This window comes from Phycisphaerae bacterium (genome assembly GCA_018003015.1).
GTDB lineage: Bacteria > Planctomycetota > Phycisphaerae > UBA1845 > PWPN01 > JAGNEZ01.
Map to the genome: position 1 here is coordinate 1 of JAGNEZ010000069.1, position 22,429 is coordinate 22,429.

The following is a 22,429-nucleotide window of genomic DNA, read 5'->3' on the forward strand; positions in this document are numbered from 1 at the left end:
TATAGCCCTGCGGTTCGCGAACCTCACCGCCGGTGAACTCCGGGAGCAACGGCCGCCGGGCACGATTCGCCCGGCCGGGCCGTGCAATTCGGCACCTTCGTGCTGGCTTTTATGCAACTGGGGGGTTACCTTGCCTTGGGAAAGCCTGCTGACAGGCAAGAGAGGCCTAGCGGTCCGAGGTTTCTCACGGCAATAGCCTCTCCTGTCACGGCGGGCGAAAGCACTTAGGAAATCACGCTCCTCGTGGTGGGGAGTTGCCATTCTGCGTCCCTCAGTGTCGCTGGTACCAACCTCCTGACGTGCCGCCATCGACAGCGAGCGGTAACGGATCCTGCAGGTCGAATTGACCACACTCACGCTCCTGTACTATCTCTTCGTCAGGTGATAATCCGCGAAGTCCAGGACCCGTTCACAGTCAAATGTTTCGAGGGAATGCCCGCCCGCGCGAATATGATAGCCCACGTCGGACTTGATGATCGCCTGTCCCACAGGTGGAGGAGTATCCGACTCAAGCCCCTTCTTTCCCAGAAGTCGATACACCGCGCTGGCGTGGTAGGCCGAGAGGTACTCGCCGCGCGGGTCTGCCCAGGTGTCCTCGACGCCGCTCATGACATAAAGCGGCCGCGGCGCGATGCAGGCCAGCAACATGTGTTGATCCACCGGCAGATCATCTTCGTGATTGGCGAATTTCAATGCGTTGCGACAGAGCCAGTAGGGAAACCGCGTCACCATTTTCTCAAGCGTCTCGCCGCACTTGCGGCGCCAAAGAGCCGCGCCGCCATGGCCGGATTCGGCCGCGACGACCATCGCGAAACGCGGGTCCCGGGCCGCGGCCCACAGGGCAGCCTTGCCGCACTTGGAGTGCCCCATGATCGCCACCCTCGAGGCATCGACGTCGTGGTCCGAGGCGAGGTAATCCAGCACCCGAGACGCGCTCCAGGCGACTGTCGCGATCCCCCCCCATTCGTGCGCTTTGGGGAAGCTCTGGCCCTGGCTGTAGAACAGCCGTTGGACGCTGTTGAGGAAGTCCACTTCGTTGTGCCCGACGAGATCCGCTTGGTACACCACCACGAATCCGAAGCCGCGTTTGACGAACTCGCCAATCGGCCACCCGTTACGCAGAATCCCTTGCTCAGTGGGGTGGGCGGTGAAACCGTTACTGCGGGTGTTGTCGAAACTGAGTATCAGGAAGACGGGGGCGGGTTTGGCGGGTTCATTCGGGGTGAACACCAGAATCAGCAGTTGGGCTCTTCCTTTGGTGTTCTCGAAGGCGATGCGGACGTCCTTGCGGGTGGCGGTGCCGCCCAGGAATTGGCGGTCCGTCTTGACCACCTCGGACGTTATCTTGAGCGGCGACTGGGGTGTCGGCACAGCCCCATACACCAGGCTAGCGAACATTGAGATGATCTGGGGGCGGCGGGTACCGAGCCACTCCTCGGGAGTGGCGATCGCCTTGCCTTCCGACGACACAAGCAGCGGCGGCAGGTCATAGGGAGGGACCTTGCTTTCATCGTAGATCACGTCCTTGTCGGCTTCCTTGGGCTCGCGCGCGGAGAGCGGGTTGATTACCAGTAGAACCATGGGAAAGGCCAACAGAAATGGTCTGATGGTCATTCTCGAACCTCCGTGCGGGACTGCTCGGCAAATCCTACTCTCCACGTCACGCTCCTGGTTGCCGAAGGCACGATGCGAACCGCGGCGGTATCCCGCCCAGCGACGATTTCCGCCTTCTCGCCCTGGAATTCGGCGGACTGGAGCCGGAATGTTCCCGGCAGGTGGACCGTTAGCACGTACGGGTCGCCAACAACGACGGTGCTCCTGCCAGACAGGGTCTTGCTGTCAGCGTCCCAGCGTTCGTCGAGCAGGTCGACGCCACCTTGTGAGATGTGTCGGGTCGTGGAAATGACCCAGGGATGGGCCCTCGCCTCATGAATGGCAAAGACCTGCAGAGCGTTGCCCGGACCCTGTGCGGGAGCCTTGAACGAGCCTTTGCACTGGCCCAGGAACGTCTGCGTCCAGAACTCGAAGACGAGGTAATCGAGGCTGGGGTCGAGTCCAAGGTCGGCGAACGCGACTTCGGCGGCCGGCGTGCCGGGGCGGTCCCACTTCAGGTCCTGTCTGCGCCAATTGAACTGAGCGAGCACCGACCAATGGTCGAACGGCCGGTCGATCTCGAGCAGCCACCATGGAGCTTCGCCGCCCCGCAGGCCGGCATCGTAATTCCCCTCTCCACGTTCGGTGTAGTCGTAGACCTGTCCGGGAACCGTGAAGAGGATCGGGGCGCTGCGTTTCAAGCCCTCCAGGTTCCGGTCGTCGCGGTAGGCCTCGACCTTGTCGCTCACCATGAGCACACCTCCGGCCATGGAAACGACGCAGGGCTGGTCGATCGTGTCGGCCATGGCCTCGCCGGAGGCAAAGATCTTCATGCTCGTCTTCGGCTTAAGCCACTCGGCCGTGATGTCACAGTGGTCCGGGTCGTTGCGCCAGACTACGCCGTTCCAGGAATTGAAGCGCTGGAACTCCGCCGGACCGAATCCGTCGCTGCCCAGGCGGCAGCCGTCTACCAGCCCGATCGAACTGAGCCCCGGACGCACGCCCCAGCAGGTCAGGATGTAGGTGTCCGGCCCGAGTTCCTCGCGCGCCGCGATGTCCCAGTCGCGCAACGATTGCTCCGGGGTGAGGCCGGTTTTCTTGAAATGCTCGGCGCACTGTTGATTCTTGTAGGCGTAGAGCAGGTCGCCCGCCCCGTCGATCTTGACGTAGGCCCAGCCCTGTCTTCTCAGCTCGCGATAAGTTCGGCGGCCCATCTGGTCGATCGCTTCCTTGTTCGCAGTGTTGAGCAGATAGAATCCCTGATCCATATACAAGGAACCGTCGGGTTTCTTGACGAACCATTCCGGATGTTGCTTGCCGATGTCGGCGACGTGCGGGTCGCTGGGTCGGTGGACGCGGTGGACCCAGATGCCGGGCTTCATGCCGATCGATCGGATCCTGTCAATCGCGTACTTGGGGCCACCTGGGAACTTGTCGTTCCACGTCAGCCAGTTCTCCGGGCAACTGCCGTTACCGACCTGATAGGTGTCGTCGAGCTGAATGTAGTTGTAGCCAAAGTCGGCGAGATGCTTTTCGGCGAACACCTCGGTCAACTCGTCGAGTGTCTTCTGAGTGAAGTCGTACTTGTACGCCCACCAGGTGCAGTAGCCGGTGACGGAATCCCTCCAAGGTCGATAAGTCCATGGCTGGAAGTTCGCGAAGCCCTTGTGCTTCTGGAAAAACCGGGGCCGGAACGTCAGTTCCACGGAGGCGCCTCGGCTCTGCCAGGTGAATCGAGTTCGCTCTTGCTCTGATTCCCTGGGTCGAATACGCGTGGCCCCGTCATCCGGGCCGATCAGAACCCAGTCCCAGCGGCGATCGTAGACGGCGTTGTTACGCAGATTGCGGCTCAGGCCGACGCTGTTCCTGACGAGCGGAAAGCGTTTCTGGGCCTCGCCAGGAGTCTCCGCCGGGAACGCCTCGTCACTGGCGATGACGAGGCCGCTCAACACAAGCCTGACCCCCGTTCGGGCTGTGGTAGGCAGGAATCTCAGCCGCTGCTCGACTTTGTCGCCCGAGGTATCCGAACGCTCCAACTTGAGTTCATCGCTGGCCACGACGTTTCCCTGGCCGTCCTCCTCGCGAATGGTACAGTCGAGAACGACGACACCGTGATAGCGAAGACGCAGTTGCCCCTGCCCTGCGTCCCACTCGACCGCCGCGGGAGCGTTGGGTGGCGGAGTGACCTCGACAGCGGTCACCGTCCCGGCCAGCACGGCCACAAGGCCGGCCGCACAAGCCAATCGCACTGCGGCAAACCGGGGCATCGACCCGACTGATGCGACGTCTGTTCCTATCGGCATGGGGCACCTTTCAGCGTATGCATCTCCCCCCGAAAGGCACTGGGGCCGGGCACGTACCACGTTCCGGTGTCGCGGGACCGCCAGGCGCAGCAGTGGCGGCGACGAAAGACCTGCCAGGCAGGAAGACGCACGGCGCCCAAAGGCTCAAGTCGGCAATCGACGTGTGGACAGGAATGTTCATTCAGGCCGGGCCTCCGTCGCCTTTCCCGGGTTTTCCACACTTGCGCTCAGGCCGCTGTAGACGATCTTGATCAACCGGTCGGCCAGGTCATGGGTATTGGGGACCTGCTGGCGGGCGACGATCTGAATCAGCCGTTCGCCGGGGACGATCCGGAAATCGGTGCTGGCGTAGCCGCCCCACGAATACTGCACCGCCTTGCGTTGGTTGCCGTCGGATCCCAGCGCCACTTCGTCGATGCCGAAACCGAGGCCGAACTGGAAGGAGCCGCCGACACGCTTGAGTTGGTCGGTGAACATCATCCTGATCGTGTCGTCCTTCAGCAGTCGCCGGCCTTTGAATTGTCCGCCGTCCACCAGCATCTGGCAGAAGTTCGCATAGTCGCCCACCGTCGACACCAGGCCTCCACCGCCGGACAGGAACTCGAATCCGTCGTTGAACGGACTTGTGCGAGCCTTGTCTACAACCACGAACTTGCCGTCCCGGAGGGCATGGCAGGAAGTGAACCGGGCACGCTTCTCCTTCGGCACCGAGAAACCCGTATCCACCATCTCCAAGGGCTCGAGAACCGCCTGGCGCAGGAATTCATCCAGCGGCCGGCCGGACCAGACTTCAATCAGGCGGCCCAGCAGATCCGTGTTGAAGCCGTAAGTGAACCGCTCGCCGGGGTGATGCAAGGCAGGAACCCGAGCCAAGGCCTCCGCGGCCTTCGCGATCGTCATCCGCGGAGGGAACATCTCCAGGGGCCCCCAGTAGCGCAGCCCCTCCCGCTCGTAGGCGCCGCGGACGGCTTCCTCGTCGCCGTAGCTGTACCCGGTGCTGTGGCGCAGGACATCGCGGATTGTGATCGGACGCCTGGGCGCAACTCGCTCCTCGGTGCCGCCGGTTTTCTGGAGCACGGTGGCTTTCGAGAACACCGGGATGTAACGGGCTACCGGATCATCCAGCTTGAACCGGCCTTCTTCGTATAACCTCATCGCGGCCACTGTCACAACTGGCTTGGACATGGAGTAGAAGCGGAGGATCGAGTCGCTTCTGAGCGGCGTTTTGTCCTCGACGTCGCTGAAGCCAGCGGCCTCGGAGTAGAGAACCCGTCCGTCCTTCACCACCAGGTGCACCACGCCCGCGGCCTGACCATCATCCACCGCGCGATGCAGCGCCGCCTTAGCTCGCGACAGTGCTTCCTGGTTGATGTCCGCAGCGAGAGCATCGGCGACCGCCGCGAGCAGTAGAACGACACAGCACAGGATTCGATGACTCGACATGGATGCCTCACTCAACCTTCAGCTTCCTCATCAAATTCGTGTCATACAGCCTGGCTGAGAACTCCGCCAGCAGCGCCCGATCCTCAAGCGTGTGCACCCAGGAGACCAAGCCTCGTGATCCTCGATCTACCGCCCGTCTTGCTCTTGTCCACCATCTGGCTCCTTTTGAGTGAAACCGGTCTCGGCGGACTCGGCAACGCGGAACGGTGCCTACTTCTCGGCCTTCAGGTGCTTGTCGAACCAGGCGATCTCGAGCTTCATGACTTCGTCCAGAAGTTCCCCCGAATACACATCGTAGTGCTTCTTTCCGGGGAGCACGTGGTGCTCCGTCGGGACGCCGCTCTTCTTGAGAATTTCGTAGACCCGGCCGGAGTTCTCCTCGATCTTGAAGTAGTTCTCCAGCTTGGCGTCGATCAGCAGCGTGGGCACCTTGACTCGGTCGGCGTACTGGCCGGGACGGAACAGGGCGATGCGCTCGGGATGGGGTGTCCCCTGCAATCCGCCCGGCGAGCCACCGCCCTGAGGCACGGGGTCAACGAGCCCTCGGGCACGGTCGGACTTCTGCTTGTAGACGTCGAGCAGGCCCGCCGGGAATCGTTGGGCCCAATCATCGGGCATGGAACCGACTTGGGCCACCACGCAGACGATGCGACGGTCGTGCGCCGCCCGGTAGATCGCATGCCCGCCGCCGAAACTCGTCCCCCAGATGCCGATCCGGTCCTTGTCCACCAGCGGCTCACCGTACACATACGACACCGCGGCATCGATGTCGTGCTGTTGGTCGATCGGATCGACCAACTCGCGGACGGCCTGGGCCGTGACGGTCACTGTGCCATCCTTGCCTGGTGTGGGCATCTCTCCCCGAACCACGAGCCGGCTGTCGCTATCGCCCCAACCACGATAGTCGTAGTTGATCACCACGTAGCCAGCGTCCGCGAACCGCGGAGCAATCCCGGTGCCCATCAAGAAAGCCTTCGTTCCGCCCCAACCGTTGCAGAGTATGATCGCCGGGAGCCTCTTTCCTTTCTCGCGATCCTTCGGGTAGAGCAGAACGCCGGACAGCCGTGTGCCGTCGCTCCAGACGGAGATGTCCCGTTGGAGCACGTTTGGGAAGCCTTCGACGGTCGTCTCTTCGTGTGTCGTGGCGGCGCGCTCGCGCAACAGACCGGCCACCTCGGGACGCGCCTTCTTGATCACGGCGAGATCTAGTTCGAGTCCCACCAGATCGGCGATGGATTTGAAGGTCTCTTCGAGCTGCGGGCTCCATTCGGCAGACACCACATCCAGAGAGGTTTCGCCACGCTCGTTCTTGGCGCTGACGGATGCACCCTTGTCGAGCAGCAACTCCACGAGTTCCTTGTTCGCAAAGAACGCAGCAATGTGCAGCGCCGTGTTGCCGTCGCGGTTCGCGAGGGATACGTCCGCGCCTTTTTCCAGCAGCAACTTCGCCACACCGGTTTGCCCGAAGACGGCAGCCGTATTCAGCGGCGTCGAACCGCTGTCCGATTGTCTTGCATTGACCGGTGTGCCTGCGGCCAAGAGTCGTGCCACCGCATCGCGATTCCCCTCCGCCACGGCCGACCAGACGTCAACCGTCGCCGAGGCATTTCTCGCCGGCTGTAGGCGAGCCTGCGCGGCGGCATCCAGCTTCGCCCCCTCGGTCAGGCAATACAGCTTGGAGGCCGTCCGAATCAACAGCCTGTCCCGGACGACGGCGGGACTGGCCAGGCAGAGTTCGCCGAGAGGGTTCCTTTCGAGGATTTCAAACGCCGGCCCCGCCTTGAGGACGTACGTCAATCCATCTTCGCTCAGGAAGAACAAACGCCCGCCGCAGGCCCAGGGAGACGCCGTGAATGAACCCGATGGCGAAAAACGCTGTTTCCCGTAGACCTCCTTGCCGGTCTTCGCGTCGTGGCAGGTCAGGAAGCCTCGGTCGTACAGCGTGTACAAGTAGTCGCCGTACACGAGTTGCGACGGGTTGTACGACGACGATTGGCCCTGGTACCAGGCGATGAACGAGCTCTTCTCAAAATCTCCACCCGGCGCGATGTTGCCGGCCGCTCCCGTCCGCACCGCAAAGGTCGGTCGGTGTGCGTCGCCCACGTAGCCCGACGCGATGTAGCACAAGCCGTGTGCGGCAAACGGCGACGGAATCACCAGGCTCGACATGCGCCCGTCAAACTCCCAGAGCAGCTTGCCATCGAGCGAGTAGCTGCGGTTTCGCTTGCTGCCGGCCACAACGATCTCGGTCCGGAGTTCATTCTTCCAGACAAAAGGGGTGGCCCACGAGTGCGTCTCCTCGCGGAGCGTGCGCCAGCGCTCACTGCCCGTCCGCGCATCGAACGCGGCAATCCAGGAACTCTCCAGGTTGTCGTACACCACGATCACCTGCCCGTCATGAACCACCGGCGAAGCCGCCGCACCGTAGTTGTACAAAGTCCTCCTTGGCTCAATTCTCTGCGACCACACCGGGTCCCCACTCAATTCGTAGCAGTAGAGGCCCAGATCGCCGAACAGGACGTACAGCCGTTGGCCGTCCGTCGTCGGCGTTTCCGACGCGTAGGTGTTTTTGGGATGACGCGGCACCTTCGGCTCGCCGGTATGGGCCTCGTGTTTCCAGAGTTGTTGGCCCGAGTCCAGATCGAGGCAATAGACCAGCCAGTGGTGAATCCCCTTGGCTGGATCGCGCACACCCTCGCCCTGATACAGCCCTTTCTTGGGTGTGATGCCTTCTTTCTCACTGTCGACGGCCGTCAGGAAGACCCGGTTGCCCCAGACGATCGGGGAGGACCAGCCCCGGCCCGGCACGTCCGCCACCCACTTGACGTTCTCGGTGTTCGTCCATTTCGTTGGCAGGCCCGCGTGATCCGGTGCTACGCCGTCCGCGTTCGGGCCGCGGAACCGGGGCCAGCCATCCTCTCCTCGAGCGGCGGCGGACAGCCCCGCAACCAGCAGAACACCCACAACAAGAAAACGTCGCATCATTATCGACCCCTCGGGCAGGGATTGCGTGTCCATCACCTCTTCTCCAAGACCTTCACGTCCGTCCTCGCCTGCGATGGCCACGAAATCTCACACCGCCGGCACTCACATCCCTTCTGCGCGCTCGCGCAACAGCCTGGCGACCTTGGGCCGCGCCTCCCGGATCCGGGGAAGGTCGATCTGCATGCCGATCATGTCGGCGATGGACGTGTAGGCCTCCTCCAACTCGCGGCTCCAGTCGCTGGCAACAAGGTCGAGGGGCGTTTCGCCCCGCCCGTTTTGCACACGAACGGGGGCACCGTGCTTGAGAAGCAGTTCCACGACGTCCAGATGGGCAAAGAACGAGGCGAGGTGCAAGGCGGTGTTGCCGTCGTTGTTGGCGATGGAGACGTCCGCCCCTTTCTCGATCAGGAACGCGGCGACCTTGGCCTGACCGAAGAGTGCGGCCGTGTTCAGCGGTGTGGCTCCCCCCTGCGGTTCTCGTGCATTGACCGAAGTGCCCGCGGCCAGATACTGCCTCATGGCATCGAGCTTCCCCTCGCGTGCCGCCGTCCAGATGTCCGCGGTGTAGGCCCCCTCGATCCTCAGCTTCTTGATCGCGTCGGTGTCGAAGAGCCGGGAGGAGAACTCTGCCAGCAAGTCACGGTCCTCGGGGGTGTAGGTGGTGTCGCCGCGAAGGATCTTGATATTGGCGTCCACATCCTCCTTCAGACGCATGCCGATGTTCAGGATGTGAACGCGCTGGTCGTCGAGCACGTGGTGGATGGCGGCGGCGGACAGCTGCTCCAGTCGCCGCTTGTCGAATCCTGGCACGACATACCCCGACCAGGCCCCGAGCATCCCCGCGCCGAGCACCTTCATGGCCACGATGCCCATGCCGAGTTCGTGGGCTTTGGCCAGGCAGGCGTCGCGGAGGGTGGTCAGGCGGGCCGTCCAGATCTGATCATGGCCCCGGGGGATGTAGCCGTAGGACAGCATGCACACATCGAAGCCACCCGATGCGATTAGAGCGAGCGCCTTGTCGAAGTAGCCGTGGGCGGAGAATCCGACAAACCGGGTCACGCGCTCGTCGCGGAGCTTTATCAGTTCGGCGTGGACCTTCATCGCCTGCGGGACGCTCATTTGTTCCAGCCCCGGTGTGCCGTGAATGAGAAGGATATCCAGGTAGTCCGTCTGCAGCGTTTTGAGGGACTTCTCCACGGACTTCCGGACCTGCTCCGGTTTGGTGCTCTCGACCTTTGTGACCAGGCACACGTCACGGCGCCGATCCTTGAGCGCCTCGCCGAGGATCGTCTCACTCTCCATGTACACGGGCGACGTGTCGAAGTAGCGCACGCCCTGGTCCCAGGCGTAGCGGACCAGCTCCACGCGCTGTTGGGTCGTCAGAGGATTGAGCCATGTGGCAGGCAGGGCCGCGCCGCCGTAGCCGAGGAGGGGCAGTTTCAGGCCGGTTTTGCCGAGACTGCGAGCGGGAATGGTCTCGGCCTGCTCGCTCTTATTCTCTTGGGGCGCGGCCGCAGCAGCGATGCCTGCGGAAACCGCCACGGTGGCGGCCGCTTGCGTCGCCTTTTTCAGGAAGTCGCGCCGGCCGAGTTGTTCGCGGTGTGTCTTCATGGTGTCCCTTTCTTGAGATGCTCGTCGAACCAGTCGAGAGCCAGTTGCTGCGCTTCCTGACGTTTCTGGGAACGGATTTCGGTGTGTCCGACCCCTTCGACTGTGACGAGTTTCTTGACGCCCGTCGCTCGCTCGTGAGCCGGGATGGAGTGTTCACGGTTCTTCACCACCTCATCGTTCTCGGCAATGATGAACAGCTTGGCCACACGCTCGCAGCGGCCGAGGTCCTCGATGGGCGCGTAGCCGATGAATTTCTCGATCACCGGCGGCCCGGGCAGACCACCGAATGTCTCGCCCGGCTTGGGATACCCGATCTTGCCGCGGGTCCGGGCGGTTCCCTGGCTGAAGGTGTAGTCCCGTATCCAAGGGTCGACCACCCAGCGGTGATCCATGGAAGCGACCTGGGTGACGAACGCCTTCACGCGCGGGTCGCGAGCCGCGACATGGACAACATGGCCGCCCGCGAAGGACGAGCCCCACAACCCGAGACGTTGCGGGTCGCACTGCGGTTCGCCCACTGTCCAGTGGATCACGTTCATGAGGTCGGTCGTTTGGTCGATCGGATCGACTACCCCCCGTACCTCCTTTACCTCGGCCATCAGCCGGCCGTCTTTCGGCTCGGGCTCGCCTCCGGCGGGGATCCATCGGGAATCGCTCTTGCCCCAACCCCGATAGTCGAAGGTCACGATGAGGTAACCGGCCTTGGCGAATGCGATGGCATCGGGGCGCAGGTCCTCCGCCACCCCGCCCCAGCCGTAGGACAAGATGATCGTCGGCAGTTTCCTCTGCTTCGGCTCCTTGGGCGCAAACACCTGCGCGGCCATGCGCGTACCTTCGCTCCGAATATCGGCGGTGCGGAAGGTGATTTCAGCAGGGATCCCGAGCGCGGGTTTGCTGTCATGCGCCGTCAGTGAGCAAGACGGGCTCGCCAACCCGCAGACGGCCGCCGCCAGGAGCATTGGTTTGGATGTGGTCTTCAGCATTCTCATCCGCGTTTGTCCCGCGACTTTCGTCTTCATGGATTCTCTTTCTTCAGCACGGGGCCGCTTCGCCGTGCGGATAGCGATAGTCGGCGGCGGCGTTCGCTGACACGCACTTGGTCGAGCCGTCTTCCAGCCGGTAAACGTAAAGCTGGCCCTTGCCCGTGTTGTTCAGGTGATACACCACCGCCGACTCGCCATTGATCCAACGCGGATAGGCATACCAGAACGGTTTCCCTTCCTCGTTGGCAATCACCTTGGGATTCGTGATCGTGCGCCGCTGCGCGTCGAAATCCGCGATGCACAGCGTGTGTCCGGGCTCGGTGAAATCGTGCCCCTTGAGGAACTCGAAGCAGATCTTCTTCTCGCTGGGGGAGATGCTGGCACGGTGCATCTGGCCCTTGACACTCAGCTCCCACTGGACACGTTCATAGAGCGGCTTGGCGCCTTCCCGGCGGGAAACCAGGAACACGCCCCAGCCTTGCGTCGGGTGGAGGGAGTTCACCAAGATCCGACCGTCCATGAGACACGAGTGCGCCCAGGTGTGAAAGCTCTCGTCGGTGACCGCCACTTCTTCCCCGGGTTTCCCGCTCGCCTTTCCCTGCATCACGTAAAAGCCGCCCGTCCCCTCGTTCTTCCGGTTCCAGATCGGTGTGTTCCGGCCGTCCCGGGTCCAGGTGGGATTGAAATCCGTGCGGGTGCCGTCGGACAGTTGATGGAAACCCGTGCCGTCCACGTTGATGACAAAAATGGCACTCTTCCACTTCACCGTGACGGGATCGTCCTTGAGTCTGCGGAAGCAAACGAGCGTGTCGCCCGTCTTGGACCAGGACGGCTTAAAGTCCCAGTGGCCCGTCGTGAGCGGCTTTCCTTCCGGCTTGCCGATCTCGTTGACGTGGATCTCGCCATCACGGTAGTAGGAAATTCGCGAGGCACGGGCAGGTCCCGCCTCGCCGGCCCGAGCGATGAGCGGCGCGAGCACGGGACCGAAGCTGGCGGAAGCCGCCATGGCCACGGTGGCCCGCGTGGCTCTGGTCAAGAATTCCCGCCGGTCCAGTTGATCGTTGTGTGATTTCATGGCGTCGTGCCTCCAAGGGACATTGTCCGGACTACCCGCCACCGGAGGCCGCATTGTAAGGCGGGACATGCCGTCTGTCCGTGGCGTTTTCGTATCGCTTTGTATCCGTTTGTATCAGTAGGGCCGCCAGGCGCGCGGACGGCCGCGGATCCACCGGAGACTACGCCGGCTCCGGCCACGTTGTTCGCATCCGACAGATCCAACTCAAGTCCCAACTGTAGCCGTTGCGACCGACGGTCAGAAGGCCGTCCAGAGACGTCTCCCCTGACCCGCGCACCGGCGGTCTTGCGGGCCATATCGATTGGAGTATTACGGCGTACCGACGGGCGATGAGCCGTCGACCATGATCGGCTTGCTTCCCGGGCAGGTGATGCCGCGATAGTCGAGCAGCGATCCTTCGAGCCGGCGAAGCTCGACCAGGGCCTTGAGGTGCGTCACCACCGCCTCCACTTCGGACAGCTGGCTGGAAAGCAAATCACGCTGGGTCGCGGCCACCAGAAGCGAGGTGGATTTGCCGACGCGGAACTTCTCCGTCTCGGCGGTGAGTTTGGTTTCCTGCAGACGGCGGGTGGCGGCCGTGGCGCGCACCTGTTCCTGGGCGCGTTTCAGCTCGATGTAGGCCCCGCGGACGTCGACCTCGGCGAGCTGCACGAGGTTGTCCAGCGCCAGTCCGGATTGCTCGCGCGAGACCTTGGCCCGCTGATGCTGGGCCCGGGCGTCGCGATTGAGAAGCGGATACTCGCCACTGAGCCCGATGAGGACGTCGTAGTTGCGATCACCCAGGTGATGGGTGGACTTGCCGAACGAGGTCGAGTAGCCGGTACCGCCCAGGGTAATGAACACGTCCAGCTTGGGCAGCAAACCATTGCGGGTGCGTACCAGCTCGATGTCGTTCTTCTGGATCTGCAGGCGGGCCTGGTTGAGATCCGGCCGCATGCGCATGGCCAGCTCGACGTGCAGGGCCACGTCCTCGAGCGGCGACTCGGGGACAACCGCGAGCGTGGTGAGCTGAACCTGGGGCGTTTCCGGGTAAGCCGTCCGGGGGTTCACCAGCCGCCACAGCTTCAGGCGGGTCGTCTCGAGGGCGCTGTTCGCGTTGATCAATTCCTCGCGACGGAGGGCGACTTCCGCCTCGGCGGCGGCCAGTTCGACCTCGGCGAGCTTCTCGAGCTTGATGCGTTCGCTGGTCTCCTCGTATTGCTGCTGAGCGACGGCCAGCGAGCTGGTCACGATCTCGATCTGACGCTGAGCCAGAACACAGTCCCAGTAGGTCTGCTCGACCTGGGCCACGAGATCCTGGGCAAAGCCGCGGAGTTCATACTGCGAGATGATCGTGTCGAGCCGGGCCTGACGCACGCTGGCCAGGTTCACGCCGAGTCCCGCGCCACGCAACAATGCCTGGGTCGTGGTCAGCTCCGCTCGCGAAGTCCATGAATCGGGATCGTGAACGGCACCCTCGCTCATGGCCGTGGTGCCCCGGAGATCGAGAGTCGTCCCCGTCGGCAGGTAGGTACGGATGCCCGCCTCGGCGTCCATGCCTTCCGACACCTGGGTGGTCGGCGGCAGGGTGAGACGCGACCGATCGTGGGTGATGCCGCCGGACAGCACCGGGTCGAACGCGGCCAACTGCTGCTGCTCGGCGGTCCGCTGAATCGACGGATTGAGCCGCTCGACGGCCAGCGAGCGATTGTTCTCCAGCGAGAGGCAGATCGCGTCCTCCACGGTGATGATCAAGTCCGAAGGCCCGACCGGCGACGAGGCCGTGGCCGCCTGACTCGATGCCGGCTGAGAGCTGGCCGCGAGCGTCGTCGGCTGGGTGGCCATTCGCCGCGGCCGCGAACGGAGCACGCCGGCGTCGATGCGGTCCTCGACGCTGCTCGTGTCCATGGACACGCAACTCGCGAGGCAGCCGAAGACCACGACCGCCGGGAACGACAGGAGGGTTCGGATCGGGCATCTCGATGGGCGGATGGAATGGCTCTCACTCATAGCGCAGCGCCTGGATTGGATGCAGCCTGGCCGCCTTGAAGGCCGGAATCAGGCCGGCCAAGACCCCCACGCATACGCTGAAGCCAAAGCCTAGCAGCATCGCATGCACGGTGATGACCGGCGTGTCGTCTCCGGGCGAAAGCAGGGCGAGGATGTTGACGAGCCCCTTGGAGGCAAGCAGGCCGGCCACGCCGCCGAGGATGGCGATGACAACGCTTTCGATGAGAATCTGGATGAAAACGTGGACAAAGGTCGCACCGACGGCCTTGCGGACGCCGATCTCCCGGACACGCTCCGTGATGCTGGCGAGCATGATGTTCATGATACCAACGCCCCCGACGAGCAAGCTGATGGCGGCGATGATGCCGCCGGTCAGGCGTGCGTTGCTGACGGCGCTGGCGATGTTGTCCGACCAGTTCTCGTTGGTGTTGAACGAGAAATCCTCGATCCCCTTGTGGGTGTGCATCAAGACGTTCTTGACTTGCTGGAGCGCGTTGCTCATCTGATCCATGTCGATCACCATGAACTGCAGGCTGGAGAGTCGGGGATCCGACGTGCCGTCCGTGCTCGCGCCGGCGCGAAACCTGAGCCACATGGTGTTGAGTGGGATGAAAATGGTCTTGTTCTTCCACTCGAAGTAGCCGCCCCTGCCCTGCGGGGTGCCCCCACCTGCCCGGCGTTTCGGACCGCTGGGTGCGGGCTTTTCGTCACCTCCCTTGTCCGCTTTACGTGCCTTCAGGTCCAGTGCGCTCTGATAGTGCTTGAACATGCCGATGATGCGGAACCGCTGGTTGCTGATGTTCACGAATTCGCCGACGGGGTTGATCTCGCGCCCGATTTCTTCCGGCGAACCGAAGAGGGCGTCGCGGACGCCGGTTCCGATGACGCAGACATTGCGGGCCAGCCGATCGTCCTCCTCGTTGAACATCCTGCCATACTCAATCACGTGTTGGTTCATCTCCAGGTCGCTGGGCCAGGTGCCGGCGAAATTCCACGGATAGAACGCCTTGTCCGCGCGCGTGACGGTGTTGTTTTGGATGCGCATCTCCGGCGTGATCAGCCGGATGAGGGGTGCGCTGCTTTGCAGAGCGTAGACATCGTTCATCGTGATGCCGACCGACTCGCCCGCCCGGTATCTTTGCCACACAGGAATTTCCTGGGCGGTAATGTACACCTTCTGTACCCCGCCAATGGCGATCAGCGTCTCCTTCATGCCGTTCTCCAGCCCTTTGACCAGGGCAGACTGAGCAACCAGACTGCCTACGCCAAGAATGATGCCGAGCATGGTGAGGAGGGATCGGAACTTGTTCGCCCGGATTTCCTTGATGCCGACGGTGATCGCATTGAGGAAATTCATGCCTGGCGAGACTATGGCACGCTTGGAGAGTGCGACCCGCGGGAGCGAAGTTACATAGCCAAAGAATCCGCCGGAACCGATCACCTCAGACCGGTCTGAACAAGTTGGGCTTTGCCTGCCAAGCGGCCCTTCGCGTGTTTCGGGCGTTTGCGGCACGGTCATGCAGAACCCACTCTGCGAGGCTGCCGGAGTCTCCGTCCGGTTGTTCCTTGGGGCGAGCGGTTTCCCTGGAACGTGCAAGCCGGCCAGCCTGGCGTCCACATTAGTGGCGACCTTTCCGTCTCGGATTTCGATGCGGCGGGGCGTCACCGCGGCGATCTCCGGGTCGTGGGTCACCAACACAATGGTGCGGCCTTCCTGGCTGAGTTTGTGGAACAACTGCAGAATCGCCTCGCCGGTGTGCGAGTCGAGGTTTCCGGTCGGCTCATCCGCGAAGACGATCCGAGGACTGTTGACAAGCGCACGGGCGATGGCGGCGCGCTGTTGCTGCCCGCCAGAGAGCTGCATCGGGCGGTGCCTGGCTCGGTTGTCCATGTCCACAAGCCAGAGCGCATGCCGGGCACGTTCACGCCGTTGGCGGCCGGACACGCCGCTGTAAATCATGGGCAGCTCGACGTTTTGCAGCACGTTCAACTTGGGCAAAAGATTGAAGAATTGAAAGACGAAGCCGATCTTCTGGTTGCGAATGCGGGCGAGCTGAAGTCGCGTGGCATTTTCGATCATGGTGCCGTCGAGCCGGATGGTCCCGTTGGACGGCGAGTCGAGACAGCCGAGGATATGCATCAGGGTCGACTTGCCGCTGCCCGAGGGGCCGATGATCGAGATGAACTCACCTGCCTCGATGTCCAGAGAGACTCCGTCGAGGGCGCGGATTTCCTCCCCGCCGAGGTGGTAGATCTTGCTGACTTCCCGTAACTCGATGAGGGCCATGACATTCAGTCCTGTTTCACTTGGCCGCCCCGTTTGTCTTGGTCTCGCGGGTGGTCGCGCCGGCCGGTTTGTCGGAGGACTTCTTCGAGCCACCTGAGCTATCCCGGTCAGCGGAAGCCGGCGAAGCTTCAGTTTCTCCGGCCGTCGGTGTGACGAGCGAAACCACATCGCCGTCGCGCAGTCCTCGGATGACTTCCGCGTATCCATAGTCTGAGACGCCCAACTGGATCAACCGATGTTCGAAACGGCCGTCGTCTCTCTTGACATAGACGTACCGGCTGTCTTGGTCAACGAAGACGGCGCCCAGCGGAACGGCCAGCACATTGCCCGCGGAAACCAGGGGGATGGACAGGTTCGCCGTCATCCCGGGGCGAACCTTGCCTTCAGCATTCCTGAGAATGATGCGGACGGAAAAGCCTTTGACGCCACCTGTGAAGGTGGCTTGTGGCGCAATGCGATCCACGAGCCCCACGAAGCTGAGGTCGGGGATGGCCTCGACCTTCACGGTTACCTCCTGGCCCACTTTCAGCCGTGTAACGTCAGCCTGGTTGATGTGGGTGGTGATGATCATGTCGGCCAGATTGGCGACGGTAAACACTTCGGTGCCGCTGTTGTATCCGCTGGAGCCGGATACGGCTTGGCCCACGGAGATCGGGCGGGTCAGGATCGTGCAGTCGAAGGGCGCGCGGATGACGGTTTTCGTCAGTTTATCCTCGACTTGCTGGAGGGCGGTTTGGGCGGTCTCCAGCCGGTTCAAGGCAATATCCAGGCTGTTCGTCGTCAGGTCGTAGTCCACGCGCGCGTTGTCGTACTCTTCCTTGGATACGATCTTGTGTTCGAACAACCCTTTGGTACGCTCGAAGTTCAGTTTCGACTTTTCGAGCAGGAGTTCCTGAGTCTTGACGGCCAGCTTGGCACCAGCGATTTCCGTTTTGCGTGAGGTCTTTTCGGTTTGGAGATCGTAGTCGTTTAATGCGAAGAGGACGTCACCCTTCTTGACCTTGTCGCCGATGTCGAGCGTGAGCGTGGAGATGAGCCCGCCGATTTCGGGCCGCACGGAAACGGTATCCAGCGGGCCGATCTCACCGGCGGCGGTGATTGCGAAGTTGATGTCACGGGTCGCCGCGACGGCGGTGGTGGGCGGGCCGGGTTTATTGGCAAGCGGATCCGCTCCCGATTTCAGGAAGGCCATCTTCTCAGGGTATTTCTGCCTAGTCCAATAACCGCCGCCCACGAGCGCGGACAGGATCAGCAGCCATGGAATCAGTCGCTTCATGTGTGAAAGCCCGCCTTACATCATTGACCCATCACCGCCGCCGCGACTCGGTTCTGACACTCACAGCTCCCGGAGGCAATAGGATTGCACCGTCCAGCTGTCTTCCCTGTCTTCAGCTCGGGGCCGCTTCGCCTTGCGAATAGCAGCGGTCGGCAGCCTCCAAGTATTTTACCGAGGGCCATCCGGGCTGTCAGTGGCGTTTTCGTATCGCTTTGTATCCGATTCTATCAGCAGGGCCGCCAGGCGCGCGGACGGCCGCAGATCCGCCGGAGACTACGCCTGCGCCGGCCACGTTGTCCGAATCCGGCAGCCGCCGAGCGGGTTGGGCAAGGCTTGGGCGGTGCCGCCGTGCTGCGCTACGATCCGTTTGACGATGGCCAGCCCCAGCCCTACGCCGCGATCCGGCGAGTCGTTCTGCAGTCGGACAAATGGCTGGAACACACGCTCCCGCTCAGACTCCGGGATTCCCGGTCCATCGTCGTCAACGTCGACGGTAGTGACTCCCGCGGCCGACTGCGCCCGAATGATCACGCGACTGCCGGCGAACCGACCGGCATTGCTCAGAAGATTGCCCACGACACGTTGCAGGCCCATTCGCTCCGCGACGACGACCAGGTTGTCGGTAATACCTTCGTCCACCTGGAACTGAATGGCTGGACAGGCTGCGGCATGTCTGGGAATCACCACGTCCAGCACACCTCGTAACGAGATCAACTCCACATCGCAGCGGTGCGGCGATGTTTCCAGACGGACGTAGCTGAGCAACTCGCCGACCAGTTCGTCGAGTTCGTCAGTTGCGGCCTCCAGAATCTCCAGCCGACGCCGACGTTCCTCGTCATCTCTTGCCGTCGCCAGCAAGTCGCCGGCGAACCGGATCCGCGACAGCGGAGTCCGCAGTTCGTGTGACACAGCCTGTAGCAGTTCGCGCTGCGTGCGGACCAGGGTCTCGGTGTGACCGGCCATGTAGTTGAACGCCTGGGCAAGCGACATGGCGGAGGTCACGCGGCGCTCGTCGACACGCGCCGTCAAATCGCCCGCGGCGATACTCAGGGCAGCGCGTTCGATATGGCGCAGCTGCCGCGCCAGGGGCCGCAGGAGCAGGGCAATGACAGCCGCGACGGGAAGCAGGATCAGGGCCAGCGTTGTGGCGGCCGCTTTCTGGTTGACGTTCTCGAAGCTTGGAAACGGCCCGAAACGCACGACTCGGGCACCATCGGCCAAAGGTGTGGTGGCCATCCATCGCTCATAGGTCGGTGGACCCTGAGGATAGAAGACAATGGACTCTCCGCTGTCGATTCGTCCCTGGGGCCAAGGCGGCAACTCCTTGCGGCCCACGATCTCGATCGGGAACACGAAATCGCGCTGCAATTCCCGCAGAACAGCCTGCCGCTCGTCCGGTGGAGCGGCCGCCAGCTTGTCCGCCGTGAGTCGCATCCAACCGCCAATCGCGTCCTCGATCTGCCGAAGCTCGTAGTTCGGCAGCGGACCGAGGCGGACGACTTCAGTCCCGCCAGCCAAAGCGGCTACGACGACGTGACTCCCGCCCAGACGGGCGTAGGCCACGTCTTCGCCGTTATGGATCTCCCGCTGTGCGGAAGCTGGCAAGTCAGTCAGGGCGATAACATCCACGGGGTAGGCGAATCGCTGCCGCAGATCCGCCAGGATCCGCTGGCGAGCTGTCGCCGCCGCTGAGTTCAGTTCCCTGGCCACCAGTCGCGCGCCACCCCGGTGGGCGATCAAGATCACCTGGGCCGTGTCGGCTTCCGCTCGCCATCTCCAGACCGCGCCGTGAATCCACCAAGCCAGGAACAGCACAATCAGCACGCATAGGTAGAAGCGGGTGAAGAGCCGTGTCATGGTCCCACCGTGAGCATGTAGCCGAGTCCACGCACCGATTTGATCCGCCGAGGCGCAGTCGGATCGTCGCCGAGTTTCTTCCGCAGACGCGAGATCCGGAGGTCAATCGAGCGATCCAACCCATCATACTTCATCCCCTGGATTTGCACATAGAGATCCTGGCGGCTGAGCGGCTGGCCGGCATGTCGGGCCAGGAGATACAGCAAGTCAAACTCGGCGGTCGTAAGTTCCACGGGAACGCCGTTGAGCGCGACGGTCCTGCGACCGGCATCGACAGCCAACGAGCCAACGACGATCGATGGGCCCGCCCCTTCGGCCGGCGTCGCGCGACGCAAGTGAGTCTGCAGCCGTGCCAACAACGCCCGTGGTCGGACCGGCTTCGCTAGGTAGTCATCCGCGCCCGCTTGCAGTCCCAGGACCTCGTCGATCTCTTCGCCGCGCGCGGTCAGCATGATGATGACACCGCGATAACTAGCCCGCACGACTCTGCAGATCGAAAAGCCGTCTAGGCCGGGAAGGTTGACGTCCAGCAGTACCGCGTCGGGATGCTCGTGGACAATGCGGCCGATCGCAGCATCGCCGCGTCCCTCGATTGCGACGCGGAATCCGTGCGGCGTCAGGAAGTCCGCCACCAAGCCGGCCAGCGCAGCGTCATCCTCAACCAGGAGAATTCGGCGGTCGGGCGGTTCTTCCTTCATTCGTGCGTATCCGTTGACTTCCTCGGCAAGTGATGCTGGATTCCCGACACGGCGTTCCGCGTCGTTCCTTCGCCACCCCTGGGAATGACGATGGCTGTGACGGGCACGACGCTCCGCCGAGATCCACCGGTCCGCGTTTGGGCAGATTATACCGCCGGCAGAGCGGAACAGGGTGAACGGTATGTATCCGTTTGTATCAACCGCTGTTCCACGCGCGGAGCCAGATTGAAGGTTCAGAGCCTTCATCGCGATGGACGAGTTTCCCGTCAGGTCTCCAGCAAGGCCTTCGCTCGTGCCTCACAGGAGTTACCGGGCGGCAAGTGGCTTCTGTGTTTCAGCCCCGGGAATGTCCGGGATCTGTAGGTCGTCATACTCGGTTTCCTGTCGGCGCAGTATGGCTCCGTCCTGATGATGGAGATCAGGGCAACCGACGATGCGCCCATGGTAGCGGGGAGGTCCGCGGCTACGCGGCCGCCCCTCGCGGAGTCGATTGTCTACCAGTATCAGTATCCGTTAGTATCAGTTGTTCCGGGCGGTCGTCTCGGACAGCCTGTCCGTGCCGCCCGGGCTGCGATTTCACGCCATACATGGCCGAAAGGCGAAGAGGTTCCAATGTGTGACCAATGCACGAGACGAACGTTCCTGGGGACGGGTGTGGCGGCTGGCGGCCTCATGCTCGCAGGAGCGGCCTGGAAGCACGCCTGGGCCTCCGAATCACCCCCTGGGCCCTCGGGCAAGGCACGGATCTGCGTCATCTTCACCGGCTCACCGGGACCGAACGACCGCGGGTGGAACACCGATCCGCCGCACTTCGAGGCCATGAAGGCTCGTCTGGCCGAGGCGGAGAAGAAGCTGGGGAACGTCGAGTTGGCGATCGGGCAGTCGAACAGCCTCGAGGAGACCGCGGCCCTGCTCAAGGCCGCAGGGCCCGGCACGCCGGTGCTCGCCATCAACCTGAGTTGCTTCGCCCTGACCGGGGTCGTGGGCCCGATCCTCGAAGGGAACCACCCGATGGTCGTCTACTCTCTGCCGGCGAGTGGCCACGACTGGATGTATCCGCACCGCTGGCAGCGCCGGGGTCACCCGGTCACCCTCATGCCCACGAGCGACTACGGTGACCTCGAACGCGCCCTTCGCCTCCTGAGGGTAATCCCCTTGCTGCGGCAGACCCGCATCCTGCTGTTCCCGCCCGCTCAGGGGACGGCGCCCGCCCGGTCGCCGGACGAGGTCAAGAGGCGCCTGGGTGCCGAGGTCGTGGCCGTCGACGAGAAGACCTTCAGCGACCTGATCGCCTCCGCCGATGGCAAGGCGGTCCAGGACGAGGCCGCGCGCTGGACCGGGGAGGCGAAAGCCGTCTTCGAGCCCAACAAGGAGGATGTCGACAAGGCGGCCCGCGTGAGCGTGGCGCTCCAGGACCTGATGCAGCAGCAGCGAGCCCAAGGGTTGGCCATCGGCACGTGCATGGGCTGGCTGCCGAAGGGATTCCCCTGCCTGGGATTCACGCGCCTCCGCGACTCGGGTATCCCGGCCGCCTGCGAGGGGGACATGGACTCGCTCCTGACCATGCTCCTGTTCCAGTACGCCTTCGATCGCCCCGGGTTCCAGGGCAACGCGACCTTCGACACCTCGCGCAACGTCCTGTGGACCGCCCACTGCACCGCGCCGCTGATGATGGACGGCGCGGCCGGGAAGCCCGCTCCCTACCTGCTCCGCGGGCACTCGGAGGTGGGGGGCAGCGGCTGCGTGCCCGAGGTCCAGTACCGCATCGGCGAGACGATCACCCGCTCTAAGTTCGTCCGGCTGGACACCATCCTCGCCTCGACCGGCAAGATCATCGAGGTGCCGGAGAAGTCGGTTCATGCCTGCCGTACCCAGATTGTCACGGAGGTGCGCGACGCGGCGAAGATGGCCGCCGACTGGAGCAGCATCCTCGAGACCGAGGACGCCATGACGCTGCTGCACCGGGTGGTGATTTACGGCGACCACATGGACAGCCTTCGCCACCTCGCCCGGCTCATGAGCCTGAACATCGTCGAGGAGGGATAAGGCGGTGTTTGACTGATGGGAGATTTGATTCCGCGAGGGGTGGCGGCTCGGCTCCGGGGGTGGGGGGGGCTGCTTAACCAGACCAGGAACCGTTTCGTTGTCTTTGGTTTGTTGGCCAGTACCTGGGCCTTAGTCCTGGGCGGCGTCTACCTCCCTGTTTAGTTCACTTCCGGCCGTTTCGGGCGTTGGTAAGTCATCGTATCGGGCATCGTATTGTCACATAAAGTGCGCGAGTGGAGCCGGTGCGGCGTGTGCCGGCGACCGCCCGTGCGCTGCGGATCGG

General features: G+C 63.1%; 13 protein-coding genes and 1 pseudogene. 1 reads left to right on the plus strand and 13 read right to left on the minus strand.

All coding sequences use genetic code 11. The features are described 5' to 3' along the window. Positions 1-366: 366 nt before the first annotated feature. The 13 genes and pseudogenes from KA354_21065 to KA354_21125 all read right to left on the minus strand — a co-directional run bounded on the left by KA354_21065 (position 367) and on the right by KA354_21125 (position 20,100). Complete coding sequence (locus KA354_21065; protein ID MBP7937143.1) at positions 367-1,614, minus strand: acetylxylan esterase; 1,248 nt, start codon at positions 1,612-1,614, stop codon at positions 367-369. Further along, on the minus strand, positions 1,611-3,896 hold the full coding sequence (locus tag KA354_21070) for an alpha-galactosidase (GenBank protein MBP7937144.1): 2,286 nt from the start codon (positions 3,894-3,896) through the stop codon (positions 1,611-1,613). Before KA354_21070 ends, KA354_21065 begins: the two co-directional genes overlap by 4 nt. A gap of 177 nt (positions 3,897-4,073) precedes the next feature. Continuing rightward, positions 4,074-5,339, minus strand: a complete 1,266-nt coding sequence (locus tag KA354_21075; protein ID MBP7937145.1) for a beta-lactamase family protein — start codon at positions 5,337-5,339, stop codon at positions 4,074-4,076. A 210-nt stretch (positions 5,340-5,549) separates the two neighbouring features. Then, positions 5,550-8,357 carry an alpha/beta fold hydrolase gene (locus KA354_21080; protein MBP7937146.1) on the minus strand — a complete coding sequence of 936 codons (2,808 nt, stop codon included), beginning with the start codon at positions 8,355-8,357 and terminating at the stop codon, positions 5,550-5,552. A 69-nt stretch (positions 8,358-8,426) separates the two neighbouring features. Then, entirely contained in the window at positions 8,427-9,935 is a 1,509-nt protein-coding gene (locus KA354_21085) for an aldo/keto reductase (GenBank protein ID MBP7937147.1), read from the minus strand. Then, positions 9,932-10,954 (minus strand): acetylxylan esterase, encoded by a 1,023-nt coding sequence (locus tag KA354_21090; GenBank protein MBP7937148.1) that lies wholly within the window; start codon positions 10,952-10,954, stop codon positions 9,932-9,934. Before KA354_21090 ends, KA354_21085 begins: the two co-directional genes overlap by 4 nt. A 13-nt stretch (positions 10,955-10,967) precedes the next feature. Continuing rightward, entirely contained in the window at positions 10,968-11,993 is a 1,026-nt protein-coding gene (locus tag KA354_21095; GenBank protein MBP7937149.1) for a hypothetical protein, read from the minus strand. A gap of 309 nt (positions 11,994-12,302) precedes the next feature. Continuing rightward, positions 12,303-13,982, minus strand: coding sequence for a TolC family protein (locus tag KA354_21100; protein MBP7937150.1), 1,680 nt, complete (start codon positions 13,980-13,982; stop codon positions 12,303-12,305). After that, positions 13,975-15,339, minus strand: a complete 1,365-nt coding sequence (locus KA354_21105; GenBank protein ID MBP7937151.1) for an ABC transporter permease — start codon at positions 15,337-15,339, stop codon at positions 13,975-13,977. The genes KA354_21100 and KA354_21105 overlap by 8 nt, the downstream gene beginning before the upstream one ends. A 276-nt stretch (positions 15,340-15,615) precedes the next feature. Next, positions 15,616-16,269 (minus strand): annotated as a pseudogene (locus KA354_21110) (ABC transporter ATP-binding protein). Positions 16,270-16,285: 16 nt separating this feature from the next. Continuing rightward, positions 16,286-17,545 carry an efflux RND transporter periplasmic adaptor subunit gene (locus KA354_21115; GenBank protein MBP7937152.1) on the minus strand — a complete coding sequence of 420 codons (1,260 nt, stop codon included), beginning with the start codon at positions 17,543-17,545 and terminating at the stop codon, positions 16,286-16,288. Between the two features lie 273 nt (positions 17,546-17,818). Continuing rightward, the gene (locus KA354_21120; GenBank protein ID MBP7937153.1) at positions 17,819-19,402 is read right to left on the minus strand and encodes a HAMP domain-containing protein; all 1,584 of its coding nucleotides are present in this window, start codon (positions 19,400-19,402) and stop codon (positions 17,819-17,821) included. Then, a complete protein-coding gene (locus tag KA354_21125) occupies positions 19,399-20,100 on the minus strand; it encodes a response regulator transcription factor (protein ID MBP7937154.1) in 702 nt (233 codons plus the stop codon). The genes KA354_21120 and KA354_21125 overlap by 4 nt, the downstream gene beginning before the upstream one ends. Positions 20,101-20,712: 612 nt before the next feature. On the opposite strand from KA354_21125, the gene KA354_21130 reads away from it, so the two are divergent. Next, complete coding sequence (locus KA354_21130) at positions 20,713-22,146, plus strand: hypothetical protein (GenBank protein ID MBP7937155.1); 1,434 nt, start codon at positions 20,713-20,715, stop codon at positions 22,144-22,146. The last annotated feature ends 283 nt before the right edge of the window (positions 22,147-22,429 follow it).

What these genes read in the sequence shown, in the direction of transcription:
- KA354_21065 (MBP7937143.1), bottom strand. Translation starts at nt 1,614, where the DNA reads ATGACCATCAGACCATTTCTGTTGGCCTTTCCCATGGTTCTACTGGTA.
- KA354_21070 (MBP7937144.1), bottom strand. Translation starts at nt 3,896, where the DNA reads ATGCCGATAGGAACAGACGTCGCATCAGTCGGGTCGATGCCCCGGTTT.
- KA354_21075 (MBP7937145.1), bottom strand. Translation starts at nt 5,339, where the DNA reads ATGTCGAGTCATCGAATCCTGTGCTGTGTCGTTCTACTGCTCGCGGCG.
- KA354_21080 (MBP7937146.1), bottom strand. Translation starts at nt 8,357, where the DNA reads ATGGACACGCAATCCCTGCCCGAGGGGTCGATAATGATGCGACGTTTT.
- KA354_21085 (MBP7937147.1), bottom strand. Translation starts at nt 9,935, where the DNA reads ATGAAGACACACCGCGAACAACTCGGCCGGCGCGACTTCCTGAAAAAG.
- KA354_21090 (MBP7937148.1), bottom strand. Translation starts at nt 10,954, where the DNA reads ATGAAGACGAAAGTCGCGGGACAAACGCGGATGAGAATGCTGAAGACC.
- KA354_21095 (MBP7937149.1), bottom strand. Translation starts at nt 11,993, where the DNA reads ATGAAATCACACAACGATCAACTGGACCGGCGGGAATTCTTGACCAGA.
- KA354_21100 (MBP7937150.1), bottom strand. Translation starts at nt 13,982, where the DNA reads ATGAGTGAGAGCCATTCCATCCGCCCATCGAGATGCCCGATCCGAACC.
- KA354_21105 (MBP7937151.1), bottom strand. Translation starts at nt 15,339, where the DNA reads ATGAATTTCCTCAATGCGATCACCGTCGGCATCAAGGAAATCCGGGCG.
- KA354_21115 (MBP7937152.1), bottom strand. Translation starts at nt 17,545, where the DNA reads ATGAAGCGACTGATTCCATGGCTGCTGATCCTGTCCGCGCTCGTGGGC.
- KA354_21120 (MBP7937153.1), bottom strand. Translation starts at nt 19,402, where the DNA reads ATGACACGGCTCTTCACCCGCTTCTACCTATGCGTGCTGATTGTGCTG.
- KA354_21125 (MBP7937154.1), bottom strand. Translation starts at nt 20,100, where the DNA reads ATGAAGGAAGAACCGCCCGACCGCCGAATTCTCCTGGTTGAGGATGAC.
- KA354_21130 (MBP7937155.1), top strand. Translation starts at nt 20,713, where the DNA reads ATGTGTGACCAATGCACGAGACGAACGTTCCTGGGGACGGGTGTGGCG.